Source organism: Actinomadura chokoriensis, from assembly GCF_041463665.1.
GTDB lineage: Bacteria > Actinomycetota > Actinomycetes > Streptosporangiales > Streptosporangiaceae > Spirillospora > Spirillospora chokoriensis_A.
Window position 1 is genome coordinate 17,186 of record NZ_JAXCEJ010000032.1, and the last position, 18,635, is coordinate 35,820.

General features: G+C 73.4%; 19 protein-coding genes. 7 read left to right on the forward strand and 12 right to left on the reverse strand.

Translation table 11 applies throughout. The features are described 5' to 3' along the window. The first annotated feature begins 43 nt into the window (after positions 1-43). Together pip and SM418_RS33705 are read left to right on the forward strand one after the other, a co-directional pair. Positions 44-1,042 (forward strand): prolyl aminopeptidase, encoded by a 999-nt coding sequence (gene pip, locus SM418_RS33700; RefSeq protein WP_371945594.1) that lies wholly within the window; start codon positions 44-46, stop codon positions 1,040-1,042. Positions 1,043-1,069: 27 nt separating this feature from the next. Beyond that, complete coding sequence (locus tag SM418_RS33705) at positions 1,070-2,620, forward strand: coiled-coil domain-containing protein (RefSeq protein WP_371945541.1); 1,551 nt, start codon at positions 1,070-1,072, stop codon at positions 2,618-2,620. Between the two features lie 39 nt (positions 2,621-2,659). On the opposite strand, the gene SM418_RS33710 is transcribed toward SM418_RS33705, so the two are convergent. The 3 genes from SM418_RS33710 to SM418_RS33720 form a co-directional block, all read right to left on the reverse strand. Next, the gene (locus SM418_RS33710; RefSeq protein ID WP_371945542.1) at positions 2,660-2,875 is read right to left on the reverse strand and encodes a hypothetical protein; all 216 of its coding nucleotides are present in this window, start codon (positions 2,873-2,875) and stop codon (positions 2,660-2,662) included. Between the two features lie 140 nt (positions 2,876-3,015). Beyond that, positions 3,016-3,705, reverse strand: a complete 690-nt coding sequence (locus tag SM418_RS33715) for a thioesterase family protein (RefSeq protein ID WP_371945543.1) — start codon at positions 3,703-3,705, stop codon at positions 3,016-3,018. Positions 3,706-3,837: 132 nt separating this feature from the next. Beyond that, the gene (locus SM418_RS33720; RefSeq protein WP_371945544.1) at positions 3,838-4,353 is read right to left on the reverse strand and encodes a hypothetical protein; all 516 of its coding nucleotides are present in this window, start codon (positions 4,351-4,353) and stop codon (positions 3,838-3,840) included. Between the two features lie 351 nt (positions 4,354-4,704). Between SM418_RS33720 and SM418_RS33725 the strand changes: the two genes are divergently transcribed. Continuing rightward, a complete protein-coding gene (locus tag SM418_RS33725; RefSeq protein ID WP_371945545.1) occupies positions 4,705-4,899 on the forward strand; it encodes an ATP-binding cassette domain-containing protein in 195 nt (64 codons plus the stop codon). Positions 4,900-5,226: 327 nt separating this feature from the next. Further along, complete coding sequence (locus SM418_RS33730; protein WP_371945546.1) at positions 5,227-6,066, forward strand: ATP-binding cassette domain-containing protein; 840 nt, start codon at positions 5,227-5,229, stop codon at positions 6,064-6,066. A gap of 618 nt (positions 6,067-6,684) precedes the next feature. On the opposite strand, the gene SM418_RS33735 is transcribed toward SM418_RS33730, so the two are convergent. The 7 genes from SM418_RS33735 to SM418_RS33765 all read right to left on the reverse strand — a co-directional run bounded on the left by SM418_RS33735 (position 6,685) and on the right by SM418_RS33765 (position 14,046). Further along, a complete protein-coding gene (locus SM418_RS33735) occupies positions 6,685-7,986 on the reverse strand; it encodes an AAA family ATPase (RefSeq protein ID WP_371945595.1) in 1,302 nt (433 codons plus the stop codon). Positions 7,987-8,045: 59 nt separating this feature from the next. After that, positions 8,046-9,518 carry a hypothetical protein gene (locus SM418_RS33740; protein WP_371945547.1) on the reverse strand — a complete coding sequence of 491 codons (1,473 nt, stop codon included), beginning with the start codon at positions 9,516-9,518 and terminating at the stop codon, positions 8,046-8,048. Positions 9,519-9,525: 7 nt separating this feature from the next. After that, the gene (locus SM418_RS33745; protein ID WP_371945548.1) at positions 9,526-10,620 is read right to left on the reverse strand and encodes a hypothetical protein; all 1,095 of its coding nucleotides are present in this window, start codon (positions 10,618-10,620) and stop codon (positions 9,526-9,528) included. Continuing rightward, positions 10,617-11,444: a hypothetical protein gene (locus SM418_RS33750; protein ID WP_371945549.1), complete on the reverse strand. Its 828-nt coding sequence runs from the start codon at positions 11,442-11,444 to the stop codon at positions 10,617-10,619. The genes SM418_RS33745 and SM418_RS33750 overlap by 4 nt, the downstream gene beginning before the upstream one ends. A gap of 67 nt (positions 11,445-11,511) precedes the next feature. Then, the gene (locus tag SM418_RS33755) at positions 11,512-12,378 is read right to left on the reverse strand and encodes an NAD(P)-dependent oxidoreductase (protein WP_371945550.1); all 867 of its coding nucleotides are present in this window, start codon (positions 12,376-12,378) and stop codon (positions 11,512-11,514) included. 104 nt (positions 12,379-12,482) lie between these two features. After that, positions 12,483-13,538: a phosphotransferase enzyme family protein gene (locus SM418_RS33760; protein ID WP_371945551.1), complete on the reverse strand. Its 1,056-nt coding sequence runs from the start codon at positions 13,536-13,538 to the stop codon at positions 12,483-12,485. 106 nt (positions 13,539-13,644) lie between these two features. Continuing rightward, a complete protein-coding gene (locus tag SM418_RS33765; protein ID WP_371945552.1) occupies positions 13,645-14,046 on the reverse strand; it encodes a nitroreductase family deazaflavin-dependent oxidoreductase in 402 nt (133 codons plus the stop codon). Between the two features lie 124 nt (positions 14,047-14,170). On the opposite strand from SM418_RS33765, the gene paaI reads away from it, so the two are divergent. Further along, positions 14,171-14,626, forward strand: a complete 456-nt coding sequence (gene paaI / locus SM418_RS33770; RefSeq protein ID WP_371945553.1) for a hydroxyphenylacetyl-CoA thioesterase PaaI — start codon at positions 14,171-14,173, stop codon at positions 14,624-14,626. Positions 14,627-14,633: 7 nt separating this feature from the next. Here paaI and SM418_RS33775 read toward each other — a convergent pair whose 3' ends face one another. Further along, positions 14,634-15,500: a Sco1979 family transcriptional regulator gene (locus SM418_RS33775; protein ID WP_371945596.1), complete on the reverse strand. Its 867-nt coding sequence runs from the start codon at positions 15,498-15,500 to the stop codon at positions 14,634-14,636. Between the two features lie 594 nt (positions 15,501-16,094). On the opposite strand from SM418_RS33775, the gene SM418_RS33780 reads away from it, so the two are divergent. Further along, positions 16,095-16,403, forward strand: coding sequence for a hypothetical protein (locus tag SM418_RS33780; protein WP_371945554.1), 309 nt, complete (start codon positions 16,095-16,097; stop codon positions 16,401-16,403). Between the two features lie 417 nt (positions 16,404-16,820). Here the strand turns inward: SM418_RS33780 and SM418_RS33785 are convergent, their stop codons facing one another. Next, on the reverse strand, positions 16,821-17,723 hold the full coding sequence (locus tag SM418_RS33785; protein ID WP_371945555.1) for a TIGR03620 family F420-dependent LLM class oxidoreductase: 903 nt from the start codon (positions 17,721-17,723) through the stop codon (positions 16,821-16,823). Positions 17,724-17,827: 104 nt separating this feature from the next. On the opposite strand from SM418_RS33785, the gene SM418_RS33790 reads away from it, so the two are divergent. Next, entirely contained in the window at positions 17,828-18,541 is a 714-nt protein-coding gene (locus SM418_RS33790) for a TetR/AcrR family transcriptional regulator (protein ID WP_371945556.1), read from the forward strand. Positions 18,542-18,635 lie beyond the last annotated feature (94 nt).

Genomic DNA, 18,635 nt, shown 5'->3' on the forward strand with positions numbered 1-18,635 from the left:
CGGACGACCATGATCGTTCGCCTGGTATGACTGGATCATGGCATTGAGGGAGTATTACCCGCCGATCGAGCCGTACGACTCGGGGCTCCTGGACGTCGGCGACGGCGACCGGATCCACTGGGAGACGTGCGGGAACCCGGACGGAAAGCCCGCGGTGTTCCTGCACGGCGGCCCCGGCGGCGGCGTGCTCCCCGACAACCGGCGGTTCTTCGACCCGGCCGCCTACCGGATCGTCCTGTTCGACCAGCGGGGCTGCGGGCGGAGCCTCCCGCACGCCGGCGACCCGTCCGTGTCGCTGGAGCACAACGTCACGGCGCGCCTGGTGGACGACATCGAGCGGCTGCGCGAGCACCTCGGCGTGGACCGGTGGCTCGTGTTCGGCGGGAGCTGGGGCAGCACCCTCGCGCTCGCCTACGCGCAGGCGCACCCGGAGCGCGTCACCGAGATCGTGCTGCGCGGCGTCTACCTCGTGCGCCCGCCCGACGAGGCGTGGGGGTTCACCCCGACCGGCGCGGCGCACCTCTTCCCGGCCGAGTGGGCGGAGTTCCGGGACGCGATCCCGCCCGCCGAGCGGGACGACCTGCTCGCCGCCTACGGCCGCCGGATCGGCGATCCGGACCCGGCCGTGCACGTCCCCGCCGCCCGTGCCTGGATGGCCTGGGAGATGTCCGCCAACACGCTGCTGCCCGTCCCGCCGCCGGACCTGGACGACGCCACCGTCCTTGCGTTCGCCCGCATCACCCACCACTACATCTCCAACCGCGGCTTCCTCCCGGAGGAGGGGCTGCTCGCGGGCGTCGACCGCATCCGGCACATCCCCGCCGTGATCGTCAACGGCCGCTACGACATGAAGACGCCACCGGACCAGGCGTGGGATCTGCACCGGGCGTGGCCCGAGGCGGAGTTCCACATCGTCGAGGACGCCGGGCACGGCGGCTCCGAGCCAGGCACGCGCGCCCGCCTGGTCGAGGCCACCGACCGCTTCGCCGCTCACTCCTCCGCGACGTGGGCGCCACATCTAGCCCCCAAGTCACTGCAGTGACTTCGATCAGTGCGTAAGGTTCATTCCATGCCTAACATCGAAGAGCGCGACAATAGCGGCCCCGAGGAGACGGCCGCGGCTCCCCAGGTCGGCGCGGTCTCCGAGGGCGCGGGGGAATCCACCGGGACGGCGGTCGCCCGCATGGGCGAGCCGGTCACGGTATGGCCGTGCGCGAACTGCGGACGTCCCGTCCCGCAGCCCGTGGGAGCCGTCCGGGCCGTCCGCTACTGCCGGGACAACGACGGCGTCTGCGCCCGCGAGGCCCGCGAGCGCCGCGACCGGGGCCGGGACGCGCCGGGCCTCACCGGGCAGGTCGCCTCCGCCTGGGAGATGGTCGAGCGGCTGGAGAAGGCCGCCGACCTGCTCGCCGATTCGCTGACCTCCGAGCTGAGCGTCGCCGGCGTGGAGCGCCGCGTCGCCGAGGTGCGCGCCGAGGCCGCCCGGGAGCTCGCCATCGCGCAGAGCGAGCGCGACGCCTCCCAGCGCCGGGCCGAGGAGGCGTGGCAGGAGGCGTCCACCGCCCGCAAGCGCGCGGAGGGCGCCGAGCAGGAGGCCGGCCGCGCCCTGGAGGAGGCCAGGGTCGCCACCGCCAAGCGCGACGCCGCCCAGCAGGCGTGGGAGGAGGCACACCAGGTCGCGCAGCAGTCGATGACGGCCAAGCTCGCCGCGGAGAGCGAGCGCGACCGCGTCGCCGCCCGCGAGACCGAGCTGCTCGCCGCGCTGGAGTCCGCGCGAGCCGAGCTCGTCGGCCTGCACGCCAAGCTCGCCGAGGCCGAGGGCGCCGCCGAGTCGCAGCGCGTGGAGGCCGCCGTCGCCAAGCAGGGCGCCGAGGACCTGCGCAACGCCATGCGCGACACCGAGGCGCAGCGGCAGCGCGCCATGCAGGCCGCGAGCAAGGCCGAGGCCGAGCGCACCACCGCGCTGCGCGCCCAGTCCGAGGCCGAGGCGGAGGTCGTCCGCGCCAACGCGCGCGCCGACGAGGCCGCCAAGGAACGCGACGCCGCCCAGGCGCAGGCCAAGGCCGCGCTGGCGGAGCGGGACGAGCTGACCGGCGAGATCAACGACCAGGCCGTCCAGCTGCGGCAGCTCTCGCAGTCGGTCGCCGAGCAGCAGGCGGCGCTCACCGCCCTCGCCGAGGAGCGCGACGCCGCCCGCGCCGAGGCCGACCGCGCCCGCCGCCAGATCGACCAGTTCACGCACCACACGCTGTCGTCCAGCATGCCGCCGGGCGGCCGGATGCCGGGCGGCGGCCCCCCGATGCCCCCGCCGGGCGTGCCGCAACCCGCCGGTCCGCAGTTCACCGGACCGCAGCTCACCGGGCCGCAAGCCGCCGGACGGCAACCCGCCGGTCTGCCGCCCGGCCTGCCCCCGATCGGCGGGTCGGCCCCGCACGCCCCCGTGCCGACCAGTGCCCCGCCGATGCCGCTGGCGGCGCCCCTCCCGAGCGACGCCCCCACCCCGAACGGAACGCCGGGCTCGAACACCGGCGGCCACCGGGCGCCGGGCCGCGACGCGCAGAACCACGGCCGTCCCCTGAACGGCGTGGACCGCGAGGACCCGCTCTTCGCGGGCCCCTGACCCGGCCGCGCGTGCCCTGGGCGGACGTCCGTCCGGGGCTCAGCCGTACCTGACGGCCAGGAAGAGCGCCAGCGCCGATCCGATGATGACCAGCATGACGTGGCCGGGTTCGCGCGCCACGCCCTGCCGCAGCGTGACGGCCCGCCGCCGGCCGAGCCGCAGATCCGTCACGGAGCGTCGCGCCCGCCCCCAGTGGATGCCCGTGTAGGCCGCCAGGGCCGCCAGGGCCAGGATGAGTAACCCGTCTTCGCCCATGTGTCGCGCCTCCGTATCCGCGGAAGCTCAGATTGAACAGCGGATCCGGCCGAGATTACAGCGTCGGACGACACATTCGCACGACACATGCGGAACCGGATCCGGTCGGCCGGCTGCGGATCACCGGCCGGCCGACCGGTTCAGCGGCCGAAAACCTCGGGGTCGATCTCGATCCAGATCTGCTCGGCGCGGCCGAGCAGCCGCCCGTCCGCCCCGTAGAGCGCCGTCGCCGCGTGCATCTTGCGGTCCTCGCGGCTGCGCGCGCGCCCCATCACGACGCACCGCTCGCCGGCCTCGGGGACGTCCATCACCTGCGCGGTCATGGTGCCGAGGACCGCCGGGCGGCCCGCCACGTCGAACGACCAGCCGCCCGGGCAGTCGAGCGCCGCCCACACGAGCTCCCGCTCGGGCACCCGCTCCGGAACCCACGGCGCCGCGACGGTCCCCTCGCCGACCGGCCCCGGCTCGAGCCGGAGCCCGTCGCCGGGCTCCCGGTCAGGCCCGCACACGAAGCAGCCCGGGAAGGGGTGGTTCTCCTGCGTCCGGAACTTCTCCGCCGCCTCCACCGCCCGCTCGAACGGGACGGGCGCGATCGGCGGCACGACGATCGCCCCCGCGAGCGCCTCCGCGATCAGCCGGTCGCCGTCCCACAGCCGCGCGCTGTGCCCCCGCTCGTCCTCCGTCGTGACGGTCAGCTCGGTGTCCAGCGGCGGCGGCTGCCGCAGCGCCACCGTCACCGTGTCGATCAGCACCCGCCCCGCGAGGCGCCCCGCGACGTATCCGCCGTTCCCGGACCCGTCCGGCCCGTGGAAACGTTCGTCAATGATCACCTGACGTTCCCCCGTACTATCACCACACCAAAACGGCTTAGATCCTATTGACCCCGCCCGACATTCCGCCGCCGCACCCCCGAACCTGGTTCGAATCGCCGGGCGCCCGGGCGCCGGGGCCGAGCGCGCGGGCTATACGGCCCGTGAGGGCTGGGGGCGGCCGGGTCGGGTGGTGAAGAAGACCGAGAGGGAGCCCTGGAGGCGTGCGCGGACGGTCTCCTCGTCGACGGGGCCGTCCTCCGGGACGGGAGTGCGGTCGAGGGCGCGGTCGATGAGGACGTCGATGTTGCGGTCGGCGACGAGGACGGAGCACGTGTCGCACGCGTACCACGGGTAGAGCATGTTCAGGACGGCCACGGCGGTGTCGTCGTCCGAGAGGTCGGTGGTGTCCAGCTCGACCTCGAACATGTCGGTGTCGTCGGGGTCGAGCGTGGGGTAGTAGAGCCAGCTCGGCCCGGACGCGCCGCAGAAGTCGCAGCCCGGCTCCCGCGGGAGGGGCTCGCCGACCGCCAGCTCCAGCTCGTGGTCCCACGGCTCGACCCGCCGGTTGTGGCGGTAGCCGACGCCGTCGAGCGAACCCTCGCGGTTGTGCGTCACGTCGTGCACCTCGCCGCCGCAGCGGGCGCACATGAGGCCGATGTCCTCCATGTCCCTCCCCTGATCGCTGAGGCACCGGGTCTCACAGTATCCGGCCGGACGCCTCCGTCGTACCCGTCGGAGCCTCTCGGATACGTTGAAGATCGTCACCGGCGCGCCGCCCCGGCGATCCCGGCCCCCGGCGTCCCCGCACCGCCGCACACTCCCAGCGTGCCCCCATGCCGAATCCTTGAACGGAAGGTCCCGTGTCGAACGTCGTGCTGGACGCCGACAAGATCGATCTGGTCTGCGAGCGGCGGCCGCTCCTCGACCGTGTCACGATGACCGTGCTGCGGGGCGAGCACTGGGCGCTGATCGGCCCGAACGGCGCGGGCAAGAGCCGACCGTCCCGACCTGGCGACCGTGCTCGTCACGCACCATCTGGAGGAACTGCCCGTCAGCACCAGCCACGCCCTGCTGCTGCGGGAGGGGCGGGTGCTCGCCTCGGGCCCGGCCGACGAGGTGCTCACGACGGAGCTGGTCAGCGCCTGCTTCGACCATCCGATCAGCATCGACCGGCGCAACGGCCGCTGGTCCGCGACCGCGGGGCCCGCATAGACGCTCCCCGATGTGCGGTTGCTGCCGCTGGTCAGAGGGTTTCGTCAGTACCCGCCAACGAGCCGATGCAACTCGGCACGCCGCTCGGCAGCGTCGTCCTGGTGCTCGCTCATGGCTCCGAGCGTACGCAGCAGGCCCCCGTACGGCCGAACGTCCGGCCATAAGCCTGCCCGGGCTCGGTGGCACAGGGGCGCCCACGTTCCGATGATCTTACGGACTGCGAACGCTCGGCCAGTTCAGGCGGTTACCGGCGGGTCGCCTCCATAGCCTCGTACTACGCGGACGCTCCGGAAGGACCGAAAGCCGCACGGCGCGGGAGGAACGAGGATGAACACGATCGTGGTCGAGGCACGCGACTTGCGCGTCAGCTCAGGCGGCCTGGTGGCCGGGGGCTTGTCGCTGGCGGTGCCGGAAGGCGAGATTCACGCGCTACTCGGCCACCGGGGGGCCGGAAAGACCCTGGCGCTGGAGGCGTTGGCCGGCCTCCGGAGGCCCTGCGGTGGCCGGGTCCGGCTCCGGGGCGCCGATCCCTACGCCGAGCGGGACGGGCTGCGGGTCGGCACGGTGTGGCGAGACGGCGGCCTGTTCCCCGGCCTCACCGTCACTGAGGTCCTCGAAGCCTGGCGGCGCTGGACACTGGACCCGCTGACGGTGGACGAGGCGCTCGCCCTGACCGGACTGGAGAAGGTCGCCGGGGTGCGGTTCGAGCGGCTGACGGCAGGTGAGCGGCGGCTGCTCGACCTGTCGCTGGCGATGGTGAACCGCTCGGACGTGCTGTTCCTGGACGAGCCCACGTCCGGCCTGGATGGGGGAACGGTCCACCGAATCTGGGCGACGCTGCACCACGTGGCCGCAGCCGGCAAGACCGTGCTGCTCACCACCAGCGACGCGGCCGAAAGCCGGCGGGCCCACCGTGTCAGCGTCCTCGACCGGGACCGCTCTTACTCGGCCGACGCCATCTCGGCGCCGCCTACCGGCGGCGTGACCGCTGAGGCAGTGCGGTCGCCAGTGCACCGCGACGTTCAGGATGTTCGGGCCGTAGCCGGTGCAGGCCGGCGGGGAAAACCCGCCCCGACGGGCCCGATGACGTTGAGGGGGAGTCGCATGCCCGCCGGCGACGTTCAGAACGTCGGGTCCGGTTACACCGCCGCGAACGACGCACGTTGATCGACTACGCCCTGGCCAGGTCCGGTGAGGCTGACGCCTTGCCCGAGATTCCGGGAACAGGCACTTGAGTGCCTGTCTTCAATCTCTCGAAGATCATGGGTTGCTCCGGTTCAGAACGAAAAGAACGGCTCCCGTTGCCGGGAGCCGTTCTGCGTCAGTGCCTACACCTGGCGCCGTCGCTCCTGGTCGGCCTCTATCTCCTGGGCCTTAGGTGGAGATCGTCCGCAGGGAAGGGTTTTGCCGGCGGACACGACAGGTCACCGGTCCGCTCGTCAAATGGTTCGCTCGCTGGGCGCGGACCGGAGTGGTGGCAATGCTGCACGGCCAGCTGTGCGGCCAGTTGCGCGAGCAGGTCCGCCGCCCCGCCGGCCGCTGCGCCCGCCCGGTCACCGTCATCGTCGACGGCCAGTCGGTCAAAGCCGCCGAAACGGTCGCCAAGGCCGACCGCGGTCATGACGGCAGGCAAGAAGCTCAACCGCCGCAAACGACACCTGGCGGTCGACACCCGCGGGCTGCCGCTGACTGCGCGGATGCATCGGCTGGCTGCGCGGCCTCCCAGCCATACAGTGATCCAAACCACGAACAGGCCCCAGCCTCTCGCCACTCAGCCCCCGCGGCTCAGCCTCCCACGACGCGATGCCCGGCCAGGTGGGCGAGGACCGACTGGTTCGCCTCCCACCCGTCCGGGAACTTCACCGGCACGCCGAGGTGCACCGGCTCCGCGGACGGGTGCGCGTCCAGCAGCTCGGGGATGCCCGCGCGCGCCACCACCACGCACGCGTGCCGGTGCCGCGACGCGAGGACGCAGAGCCGCCCCGACTCCAGGTGGAACGCGGTGGCGTCGCGACGACCCGACAGCGGATGCAGGACGACCGTCACGTCGTACTCGCGGCCCTGCAGCCGGTTCGCGGTGTCGACGGTGATGCCGTCGCCGTGCGGGCCGAGCGCGGCGCGGATCGCGGTGACCTGGTCGCGGTGCGCGGCGCCGATCGCGACGCGGGCGGCGCCCACCGGGCTCGACCCCTGCTCGGAGTGCGCGACGGGGCCGCGTTGCAGCAGCCGGACGGCGAGCGCCGCCGTCACCCGGACCGCCTCGGCGTCGGTGCGCAGCGTGTGCCGCGCCGGCAGCTCGTACAGGGCCCAGCCGGTCGCCGCGGCCTCTTCGAGCGCCCGGTCGTAGGTGGTGCCCATGCCGCGCGCGCCGAACTCCAGGCGGCGGTCGCCCGGCCCCGTCCCGGCGCGGAACCCGGTGAACGGGTAGAACGCCCGGGACACGACGGGCGCGGCCGACGCGGGCAGCCGCCACGACACCGGCAGCCGGTGGACGGGCAGTTCCGGGTTGTGCGCGAGCAGGACGGACACGGCGCTGCGCATCGGGTCCCACGTCAGCCCCGCCCAGCGTTCGACCTCCACCGTGGAGAACGGGTCGAGTTGCCCGGGGTCGCCGACGAACAGCGCCCGCTCGAACCGGCGCGCGATGCGCAGCAGCATGTCCGAGCGCATCTGGTACGCCTCGTCGACGATCGCCCACGGCCAGGAGCCGTCCGGCAGCGTCGCCCATTTCGCCGCCGTCGCGATCACCACGGTGCGCTCGGCGAGATCGGCGGCCTTCTGCGCGATCCGCACGGACGGACGCGCCAGCACCCGCTCGGACGGCACGTACCCCGACGCCGACAGCCGTCCCAGCGTGATCTCGGGATGCCTGTCCGCGATCCGCTCGATGAGGTCGTCGACCTGCTCGTTCGTCTGCGCCACGATCATCAGCCGCTCGCCGGCCTCGGCCAGGTGCGCGGCGGCGCGGACGACCAGCGTCGACTTGCCCGCCCCGGGGGGCGAGTCGACCACCACGCCGCGATGCCCGCCGGCGAGATCGGCGAGGACGTCGTCCACGACCCGCCCCGCCGCCTGCCCGGGATCCAGCGCGGACGGCTGGAGACCTTCCGCCGCCACCGGCACCAGGCGGCGGCCCGCGTGTTCGGTCACGACCATTCCTCTTCGGCGTCCTCGTCGGTCGGCACGTACTCGCCGGGCGGACCGCCGTGCGTCCACGGCGTGTCCTCGCGGTCGGGGAACTTCGCCGCGCCGAACGAGCCCTCGGTCAGCGACGTGAAGCAGACCCGGTCGCCCTCGCGCGGGACGGCGCCCGGCTCCGGGGTGAGCTTGCGGCCCATCCCGCCGGTCAGCTCCAGCAGCACCGACCCGTCCCCGATCTCCACGATCCTCCCCTTGAGCGCGGGCCGTGCCGCGTTGCAGACGGTCGTCCCGGCGTCGAGCCGCACCGGATCCCGCGTGCCGACCCGCAGCAGGGGCCGGAGCTTCGGCCGCTTGCCCGTCTCGTCGAGCCGGGTCGGGTCGCACCCGGTGACCGTCCCGCCGAACGCCTGGCCGTTCAGCCGGTGCTCGGCCATGACCAGCGGGTCGTCGAACGCCCGCTGCGCGTCGTAGGCGTCCTGCGCGCGTTCCAGGTCGTGCAGCCGCCGCGCCGCCCGGACGGGCGGGTCGCGGCGCGCCTGAGGATACGCCTCGCCGAACGTCTGGTGGTAATAGGTGAAGGCGTCGCGGTCGCGCTCCCAGCGCCGCGGCGCGCTCGCCGCCTCCGGCAGCGCGCGCAGCAGCTCGACGGCCCGCCACATCAGGTCCCACGTCGGGGTGAGCTGGCTCGCGAGCGCCTCCCGCAGCCTCTCCTCCGCGCGGGAGCCGCGCCCCGCACGGTCGTAGGCGGCGATCGCCGGGGCGAGGACCTCGTTGTCGAACGTCGGGTCGGTGGTCGGCCCGGCGGGCGGGCAGAGCACCGGGTCCTCGGCGCGGGCCGCCGCCGCCGCGCCGTCCATGCCGTCCGGCGGGTCGATCCAGCCCATCAGCGCGGCGAGGTTGCCGTCCTCCAGCGAACTCTGGCCGGTCGCCCAGTGCAGCCGCAGCGCCTCCGTCATCGCCAGCAGCAGCGACGACCCGGGATGGTCGTACCGGTCGGCGAACCACGTCAGCCACCGGCCGAGCACCGGCACCGCCGGGTCGACCGCGTACGGGCCCTCCGTGCTGCGGAACCGCGTCGACCGTCCCATCAGCCGCAGGAACGCGACGCCGCCCCGGTTCGGGACGAGCAGCTGCGGCGCGTCCCCGTACCGGATCCGCTCCTCGCCCTCCTTGCCGGGCGGCAGCTCCTCCACCGCGCCCCGGCTCGTCTCGATGTGGTTCAGGACGAGCTTGGCCAGCCCGGCGGCGAACCCGAACCGCAGATCGCGGTTGCGCGGCTGCGGCACGACCAGCAGCGCGGGCTCGTCCGGCGCGCTGCCGGCCAGCACGGCCAGCGGCGCCGCCGCCTCCCCGGCGAGCTTCAGCGGGACGAGTACCAGCGGCGCGTCCGGGACATGGCAGTGCCGCACGGTCGCCAGCGGCTGCGCGACCCCGGCGGCCACCGCCTGCAACTGCGCGAGCGAGGACAGCGCGCTCATGAAGGGATCACGCCGCCCCGTCCAGGGCTTCGGCGCGCAGCCGGGCCGCGGCGCGCAGCTGCTCGGCGGTCTCGGCCAGGTCGTCGGACGGGGCCAGCGAGCCGTCCGCCAGCGCCAGCGCGGTGCCGATCGTGTCGACGCCGCCGAGGTCGTCGCGGACGGACCGGCCGAGCGCGCCCGTCGCACCGCACTCCCGTGCCTCGTCGCGGCAGAACAGCGCCATCTCGCAGCCCGACATGCACTCGGGCGCGTACCGGGCCTCCACCGCCCGGACCGACGCCGCGAGCGCATCGCCGGCCTCGAACGTCAGCCCGTCGGGCAGCTCCGCCAGCAGCTCGTCGACGCGGGTCAGCCGGGCGAGCTGCCGTTCGAGGACGGCCAACTGCGGCCGCACGTCCAGCGGCGTCGCCGTCGGGCGGTTGGAGAAGTTCTCCGGGCAGACCAGGAACACCTCGTGCGACACGCGCGCCGGATCGTGCCCCAGCTCGGCCACCAGCCGGCGCAGCGCCAGCACGTACACCGCGGACTGCCGGGCCGCCGCGGCGACCTGCTCCGGCTCGGCCTGCCCGTCCACGACGGCGAACGACTTGATCTCGATGACGTGCAGCCGGCCCGCGAGCTGAAACGCGATGACGTCCGGCTCCAGGTAGGCCGGGCACCCGGCGATCTCCAGCCGCAGCAGCGGATGGTCGAACAGCGTGCCCTCGCCCGCCTCCAGCGCGCGGGCGAGCAGCCGCCGCGTCCGCGAGTGCCGCAGCTCCCGGCCCTCGTTGCCCGCGACCACCTCCAGGTCGTCGTAGGCGACCTCCGGCACGTCGAGGCCGAGCCGGTCGCGCAGCAGCGTCAGCAGCTCCGCGCACCCGTCCGCCTTCACCTGCGCCTCGAACGCGTTACCGCGCGTGATCGCGAACTGCGACTGCCCGAACGGCGCGGGGAACCCGAGGGCCCGCGCCACCGCCTCCTTGTCGACGCCCGCCGCGTCCATCACCCCGCGGCGGGCGCAGCCCGGATTGGACGTCAGCGCGGCGATCGTGCGGGCGTCGTGGTTGCGCGGGGGAGCGCCGCCGCGCAGCCGGTCCAGCTCCGGTGCGGTGTCGGTCATGGGGCATTCTCTCCGTTGATGGCAGGGCGCCGCCCGGAGGCGCGCACGGCGCGCAACCGGCTGCCGAACAGCCGTTCCGCGTCGTCGAGCCGTTCCCGGGCGCGGGCGGCGGCGGCCTCGCGGCGCCGCCGGTCCGGTTCGCGGTGGACGTCCAGCTCGGCCCGGGCGGCCTCGGCGAGCACGGCCGGATCGGCCGTACCGACCGTACCGGTGACCGCACCCGGAATGTTGGACGCGAAACGCCACAGCAGCCGCTGCGCGTCCGGGGACGGTGTCCCGCGCCCGGCGTGCTCGGCGAGGCGCAGCGCGCACGTGAGGAAGTCGGTGCGCGGGCTCAGCGGGCCGACGATCCGCTGCTCCAGCGGCCAGGTGCTCACGGTGAGCAGCCCGCGCGCGGGGGCGAGCAGGTCGGCGGTCAGCGCGGCGCACAGGTAGTACGGCCGCGCGTACGGGGCGGTGCGGAACGAGCGCTCCTCGTCGCGGCGCAGGCTCGTCAGCCGGGTCCCCGGGATCTCGCCGGGGAAGAACGCCGCGTACACCGAACCGATCAGCTTCGGCGCGGCCGGCGCGCCGAGGAGGGTGAGCGCCTGGTGCACCTGGTCGCGGACGGGCAGCAGTCCCCGTTCGCCCTCGCCGCGGGGCGCGGGCGCCGGCTCGCCGAGGACCGCGTCGTCCCACGCCTTCTCGGCCTTGCGCAGCTCGGCGCGCAGGTGGCGGGCCTCCCGCCGGTCTCCGGCCGCGATGGCGCGCCGCACGGCGGCGCGCAGTTCGCCGATGCGCCTCTCCAGCTCGTCGGGGGACGGCAGGCCGGGGGACCTGGACATGCCGAGGACAGTACAGGTACTTCCGGACAGTTCCAGTGTTCTCCAGCTTTGGGGCGCCGGGGCGGGATCAGGTGGCGAAGCTCGCGAGGTAGGTGGCGGCCATGTCCGCGTCGCCGTGGCCCCGCTCGATGGCGCGGCGGAAGCGCTCGCCGGCCGCGTCGTTGACGTCCACGCGGATCTTGGCGGACTCGGCCGCCTCGTGGATGAGCCGGGTGTTGGTCTCGGCGTTGCGGACGGCGAAGCTCGGCTCGAAGTCGTCCTCGATCATCGCCTTCATCTTGATCTGCAGGTAGGCGCTGTCCAGCGGGCCGCCGGTGAGGACCTCGCCGAGCAGCGACGGATCGAGGCCGAGGCCCTTCGCCAGCGCCACGGACTCGGCGACGACGGCGGTCAGCGAGATGGCGTAGCTGACCGCGGCGAGCTTCAACCGGGTGCCCGCGCCGCCCGCGCCGTTCTCGTCCAGCCAGAGCGTCCTCGCGCCGACGGTGTCGAACACCGGGTCGAGGACGGTCCGCGTGTCCTGCGGGCCGGCGGCGAGCACCATCAGCTTCCCCTGCTCAGCGGGCTGCTTGGTGCCCTGGACGGGCGCGTCGACGAACCTGAGACCGCGCTCGGCGGCGAAGGCGGCGAGCCGCCCGAGCGACGGGAGGCCGACCGTCCCCATCTGCGCCCAGATCTGCCCGGAGCGCAGCGCGGGAGACGCCTCGGACATGACCGACAGGGCGGTCTCGCCGTCCTTCAGCATCGTGATCACCACCTCGGCGCCGTCCACGGCCTCGGCGGGGGAGCCCGCGACGGTGGCGCCGTCGGCGGCGAGAGGCTCCGCCCGCGCCGCCGTGCGGTTCCAGACGACGACCCGGTGGCCGCCCCGGAGCAGGTTCCGGGCCATCGCGCCTCCCATGATCCCGGTTCCGAGCATCGCGACCTGTGCCATCTCACGCTCCCCTTCGTCGGACTGTCCGGTTCCCGGATGTCCCTACCCACCCGCGGGCGGAGATCGCGGCGGCGACCCGGGGATCGCGGCGGCGACCGGAGCGGTCAGCCGTAGGCGTGGCCGTCGTCCGCGTCGGCGTACGCGGCCGTGTACGGCGCGGCGAACGCGTCGAGGGTGCGGTCGAGCTGGGCCGACCACCAGGCGACGAGCGATGCCGGGCCGCGCCCGCCCGTGCCGTCCTCGCCCAGGTACCGGTGCCGCAGCGGCGCGACGTCGCAGAGCCGCTCCCACCACGCGCGGTGCACGGCCGACTGGATCTGCCCGGCGTCCAGCGGATACGCCGAGCGGTGCCCCCGCACGAACGCCTGCACGCGGTCGAGGTCGAGCCCGCGCTCGTCGTCGCAGGCGAACAGCCGCGCCGCCGAGCGGACCACCTCGCCGGCGACCGGGCCGGTCGTCAGGCCGTCCCAGCCGAGGACGGCGGTGACGTTCCCCGACCCGCCGTAGCGCAGATGCCCGGAGTGGAACGAGCCGTGCAGGTGCCCGACCGTGCTCACCTCGATGTCGGGCGGCTGATGCCCGGCGAACTCGGTGAGCAGGTCGCGGCGCTCGCGCAGGCGGCGCCCGGTCAGCGCGTCGAAGTCGGTGCCGTCCCCGTCGCCCGGGACGTCCCGCAGCATCTCCTCGACGGCGGCGGACGCGTCGGCGGCGCGCGGGGTCGGCACCAGCATGCTCTGCTGGACGGGCGCGGTCAGCTCGTCGAGCGCCGCGTGCAGACGCCCGAGCAGCTCGCCGAGGGCCTCGCATTGGACGAACGTCAGCTCCAGCCCGCCGCGCCCGCGGCCACCGACCCACGGGTACAGGGCGTAGCCGCGGCCGGCGGAGGCGACCAGCGTCCGGCCGGCGCGCGCCGGCAGCGGCGCCAGCACCGGCAGCCCGGCCGCGTCCAGCGCGGCGGTCACGGTGTGCTGGAAGAGCACGCGGCGGCGGTCGGGCTCGGCGTACTCGCGGAGGAAGAACGTCCCCGCGGCCGCGTCGACGCGCCAGCACCGGCGGCCCGGGCCCGCCGCCAGCGGGCTCGCCGCTTCCGGGGCGCCGATGTCCCACCGCCGCAGGAGCCGCGGCGGCGGATCGACGTCGGCGGTCTGGGACGTGGGCACCTCGGCACCTCGGCTGCGTCGGGGCGGATGGTGGTCGAATGAATGTTCTACGCCGACGCTACACGTCCGGCCCGCGCCGCGAAAGGGAACCCGCGCGGACGGCGGCTCAGACGCGCTCCAGCACCACCACCGGAATGTCGCGGCTCGTCTTCGTCTGGTACTCGTCGTAGGCGGGCCAGGCGGCGACCATCTTCCGCCACAGCGGTGGCTTCTCCTCCGGAGTCGCGGTCCGCGCCCTCGCGGTGAACCTGTCGCCCTTCACCTGCACCTTCACCTCCGGGTCGGCCTGGAGGTTCAGGTACCAGAGCGGCGGCTCGTCCGCCCCGCCCTTGGACGCCACGACGAGGTAGGCGTCCCCCTCGGGCTCGTAGATGAGCGGCGTGGTGCGCTCCTTGCCGGTCTTGCGGCCGGTCGTCGTGAGCAGCAGCGTCGTCGTGCCCTGCCAGTCGTGGCCTTCGGCCCCGTCGGTCTCCTGGTAGCGCTTGACGTGTTCCTTGCCGTACAGCATCGCTTCTCCTTCTCCCGGTTCGGCCCGCTCCCGTGTAACCCCGCAACGCGGGGTCGACTTCCCGGCGGCTCAAGGCGCGACCTACCCATGCCCTGGTGGTGCGCACTCTCATTACGCTGGGCCGGTGGACGACGCGGCGGAAGTGGCGCGGCGATGCGCCGAGACGATGTACGCACGGGACCAGGTGGCGCAGGACCTCGCCATGGAGATCGTCGAGATCGGGCCCGGCCGGGCGAGGCTCCGCATGACGGTCGCCGGCACCATGGTGAACGGCTTCGGGCTCGCGCACGGCGGCTACCTGTTCCTGCTCGCCGACTCCGCGTTCGCCTACGCGTGCAACACCCATGACGCCGTGACGGTCGCCGCGTCCGCCGAGGTGGTGTTCGTGGCGAGCGCGCGCGGCGGGGACGTCCTGGAGGCGACGGCGGCCGAACGCGTCCGCTACGGCCGGAGCGGGATCTACGACGTGACGGTGCGCCGCGTCCCGGACGGCGAGGTCGTCGCAGAGTTCCGAGGCGGAAGCCGCACCCGGGACCAGCGGGTCACCGATGGCGACCCGTCCGGTGGCGACCCGTCGTGACCCTGGTTCAGAGCTCCTTGAGGATGTCGGTGAGGTACCGGGCGGTGTCGTCTGGACGCGCCGCCGTGATGCACAGGTTGTTCATGGCCCGCATGTAGGTGTCGACGTCCGTCGGCTTGTCGAGGTAGAGCGCGCTGGTGAGCTGCTCCAGGTAGACGACGTCGGACAGGCCGGGCTCGGCGAAGCGCAGGATCGTGAACGGGCCGCCGGCGGCCGCGTGCCCGCCCGCGCCGAACGGCACGATCTGCAGCGTCACGTTGGCCAGCTCCGACACCTCGATGAGGTGCTTGAGCTGGGCCCGCATCACCTCGCGGCCGCCGAGTGGACGGCGCACGACCGCCTCGTCCAGCACCGCCCACAGCGTCGGGGCGCCGGGTGAGGTGAACCGCTCCTGCCGCGTCGTGCGGATCTGCACGCGCCGCTCGACCTCCTCCTCCGAGGCGTCGGAGTAGCCCAGCCGGACGACGGCGCGCGCGTAGTCCTCGGTCTGCAGCAGCCCGGGAACGAACTGCAACTCATAAGCACGCAGCATCGAGGCGGCCTCTTCCAGGCCGAGATACACCTCGAACCAGCTCGGCAGGATGTCGCCGTACCGGTGCCACCAGCCGGGGTTGTTGGCCTCCTTGGCCAGCTGTAGCAGCGGTGTCCGCTCGGCGGGGTCGGAGACGCCGTAAAGGGTGAGCAGGTCGGCGACGTCGCGCTCCTTGAACCCGACCCGCCCCAGCTCCATCCGGCTGATCTTGGAATGCGACCCGCGGATCTCATACCCCGCCTGCTCGGTGGAGATCCCGCGCGCCTCGCGCAGCCGGCGCAGCTGCGCGCCGAGAAGAATGCGCAGGACGGTGGGGCCGCCGCGCCGGGGGTAATCGATCAGCCGTCCGGCCGGATCACCTTCGGCCGGAGGTGTTGGGGCAGCTGAATCCTGGGGCAAGGGGTCACCAGCCAGTTGACGGGTCTGTACGGAGGCCGGACGGCACCGCCCTATGTTAGAGGATGCGGCCCTGTTTTCGGGAGGTATCGAAAAACGCGTCTGGGGTCGGGCCGGGATGCGGGGCCGATGGCTCGCCCCGGTCGGCGGGGATGCCCGGTGACCAGTGCTGTAGGTGGCGGCGTTGCTGCGGAACGTGGTGCCGGGACAATCCCGAAGATGGTTCGGGGGTCCTTTCGCCGGCCGTCGCGCCGTCGTCGGCGTACCCATATCCCACCGTTCGCTGGCATTGTGGGCGACCAATCCTGACAGGCCATTCAGTGAACTGTCGGATGACACGTGAATGTCGCACGTCGGGCCTTTTGGCGACTCTTCCGGTGCCGACGCGGCGGGGCGGCCCGCATCGGCGGACGGCGGCGTGACGAAGCTCTCGTCCCGGACGGGCAAGATCTCCGGCCGCTCGTACGTTCTTCCCGACAGAGGGCGGTCACAGCCGCCGCTCTGCAGACAGGCGACCACCACCGCGCATCTGGGGGAACCATGAACGCGACCCGTGAGCGACCAGAGATACGGTTCCTGACCTCGGGTGATGTCTCCGCGCACGAGCGCTCGGCGGCTGAGCGCGCCGTCCGCGAGGCGCTGGCCGGAGCCCGTGGCGTCACGTCCGTCCAGGTCACGCTGAGCGTGGTCAACGACCAGTCGCTGCCGAGGCCGGCGCTCGCCCAGGCCGTCGTCGAGTTCGACCGCCGGCGCGTCCGAGCCCAGGCCGCCGCGCCCCGCATCGGCGAGGCGACCGACATGCTCCGCGAACGCCTGGCGATCCGGGCGACCTCCCCTCAGGCGGGCTGAATCTGACAGCCCGCCCGTCCTGCAACGGCGGAGCCCCATGGCGGGGCGCCGCCGTTCGCGCGTTCGGGCCCATGCATTCGTCGCGGCCGATCGGCCTGGGAAGGGCCGCGACCATCGCCCGACGCGGTCTACTGACCCGGCGCGCTCGTTCCACGGCCCCGGCAGGTGGTAGGCGACCTTCGGCATGACGTCTTCGGCACGGCGTGCCGAACGAAGACGGCCGACACGAGGAATGCCGCTGTGGAACGCGGCAGCACGCCGCGCCTGCCTGCTGCCGCGATGCTCTCCGAACTCCAGGCCCGCGACAGAGCACAACTGCTGACAGCCGCCTACGAAACCCGCCTGTTCCGCCCCGCCTGATGGCGTTGACCGCCGTCAGACGGGCCGGATCGTCGGGCTGCTCGGGGCTGGAGCCGGTCAGAGGAGCGTGGGAGCGAGTCGTTCGTAAAGGTCGGCGGACGACGCCGGGTCCGGGGCGAGGACCGCGATGGACACGTGGTCGGCGCCGGCGTCCAGATGGTCCTGCACCCTCTTGCCGATCGCGGTGTCGTCGCCCCAGGCGAAGCACGCGTCGACGACCTCGTCAGAGGCGCCGTCGGCGAGCGCCTCGTCCGGGAACCCGAGCTCCTTCAGCGAACGGACGTAGGGCGAGCCGGGAAGGCTGAGCACCTGCATCTGCCTCGCGGCGGCGCGCGCCTTCTCGGGATCCGTCTCGAGGATGGCCATCTGCATGACGATCAGGAGCTTGTCCCGGCCCAGCCGCTCTCTTGCGGCTCTGGTGTGCGCGACGGGCATCATGGCGGGCAGCGCGCCGTCCGCACGGTCGCGCGCCAGGCCCTGCATCTTCGGGCCGAGGGCCGCCAGCAGCCGGGGGAACGGCACGTCGGGAACCGGGGCGGCTCCGGCGGAGGCGTCCATCCCGTCGAGGTACTCGCGCATCCGGTTCAGCGGGCTCGCCCACTTCTGCCCGCTCTGCTCGACGGCCGCGGCGATGCTGACGCCGAGGCCGAGCGCGAGCCGGCCCGGATGGGCGTCTGCGAGGACCGACGCCGCTCCCTGCATGGTGGCCGGATGCCGCGCCCACAGGTTCGCGACGGCCGATCCGAGGACGATTCGCTCCGTCGCCGCGAGCATCACCCCCAGCTGCGTGAAGACCTCGCGGCCCCCGATGGCCTCGTTGGTCCAGATTGCTCCGTAGCCCGCCCGCTCCACCCGCCGGGCCGCGCGTCGCCATTCGTCCGCCGGCGCGATCGGCGTCATGAGCACGGCACCGACCCTGCCCAGCCTTCCCCGCATCTCCTCCACCGCTGCGACCGACATCGGATCCTCCTATAATCGGAACGAACAACCCGGTTAGGAACCGTACCGGAACGCGCGCCCCGCTTGTCAATGCACGAAGTCGTCAACGCAAGAAGGAGGCACCGTTGGGCAGCCCGCCCCAGCGCGCCGATGCGCGCAGGAACCGCGAGCGCATCCTCCAGGCCGCCTTCGAGGCGTTCGCCGCAGAGGGGCACCTCGTTCCGCTCGATGACATCGCTCGTCGCGCCGGAGTGGGGGCGGGCACGGTGTACCGCAACTTCCCCACCAAGGAGGCGCTGTTCCAGGCCGTCGTCACCGTCCGCATCGAACGGATCGTGGACGAGGCCCGGGCCCTCGGGGGCGCGGCGGACCCGGCCGACGCCTTCTACGGTTTCGTAACGCAGGTCGTCGAGCGGGCCATGTTCAACCACGCCGTCTGCGAGGCCCTGGCGGCCGACATGCGCGGCTTCGACGCGAGCGGCATGGACGAGCAGTTCACCGCTGCCCTCGACGTCCTGCTGCGGAGGGCGCAGAACGCCGGCGCCGTACGTCCCGACGTGGACGTTCAGGACGTCCGCGCCCTCCTGGCGGGTGCCATGTACATGGAGCGCGGGCATCGCCGGGGCGACCGTCCCGGCCACATGACGTCCCTTGCCTGCGATGCGCTCCGTCCCACGACGAAACGAAACGAAACTTCTGGCCCGCGTGACGAAACGCATTGCGAGATCTGTGCGACCCCGCTCACTCCGGCCGCGACCGGCCGTCCGGCCCGCTTCTGCAGTGCCTCATGCCGGCAGAAGGCCCACCGCCGCAAGAAGGCGTCCCCGAAAACCGGTTGAATCGCTCCCCCGCCCTGGGAAAGCCTGGCCGGCCCATGCGCACACGCGAGATCCGAGCCCGCTACGACCGCGACTCGATCACGGCCTACCCGGC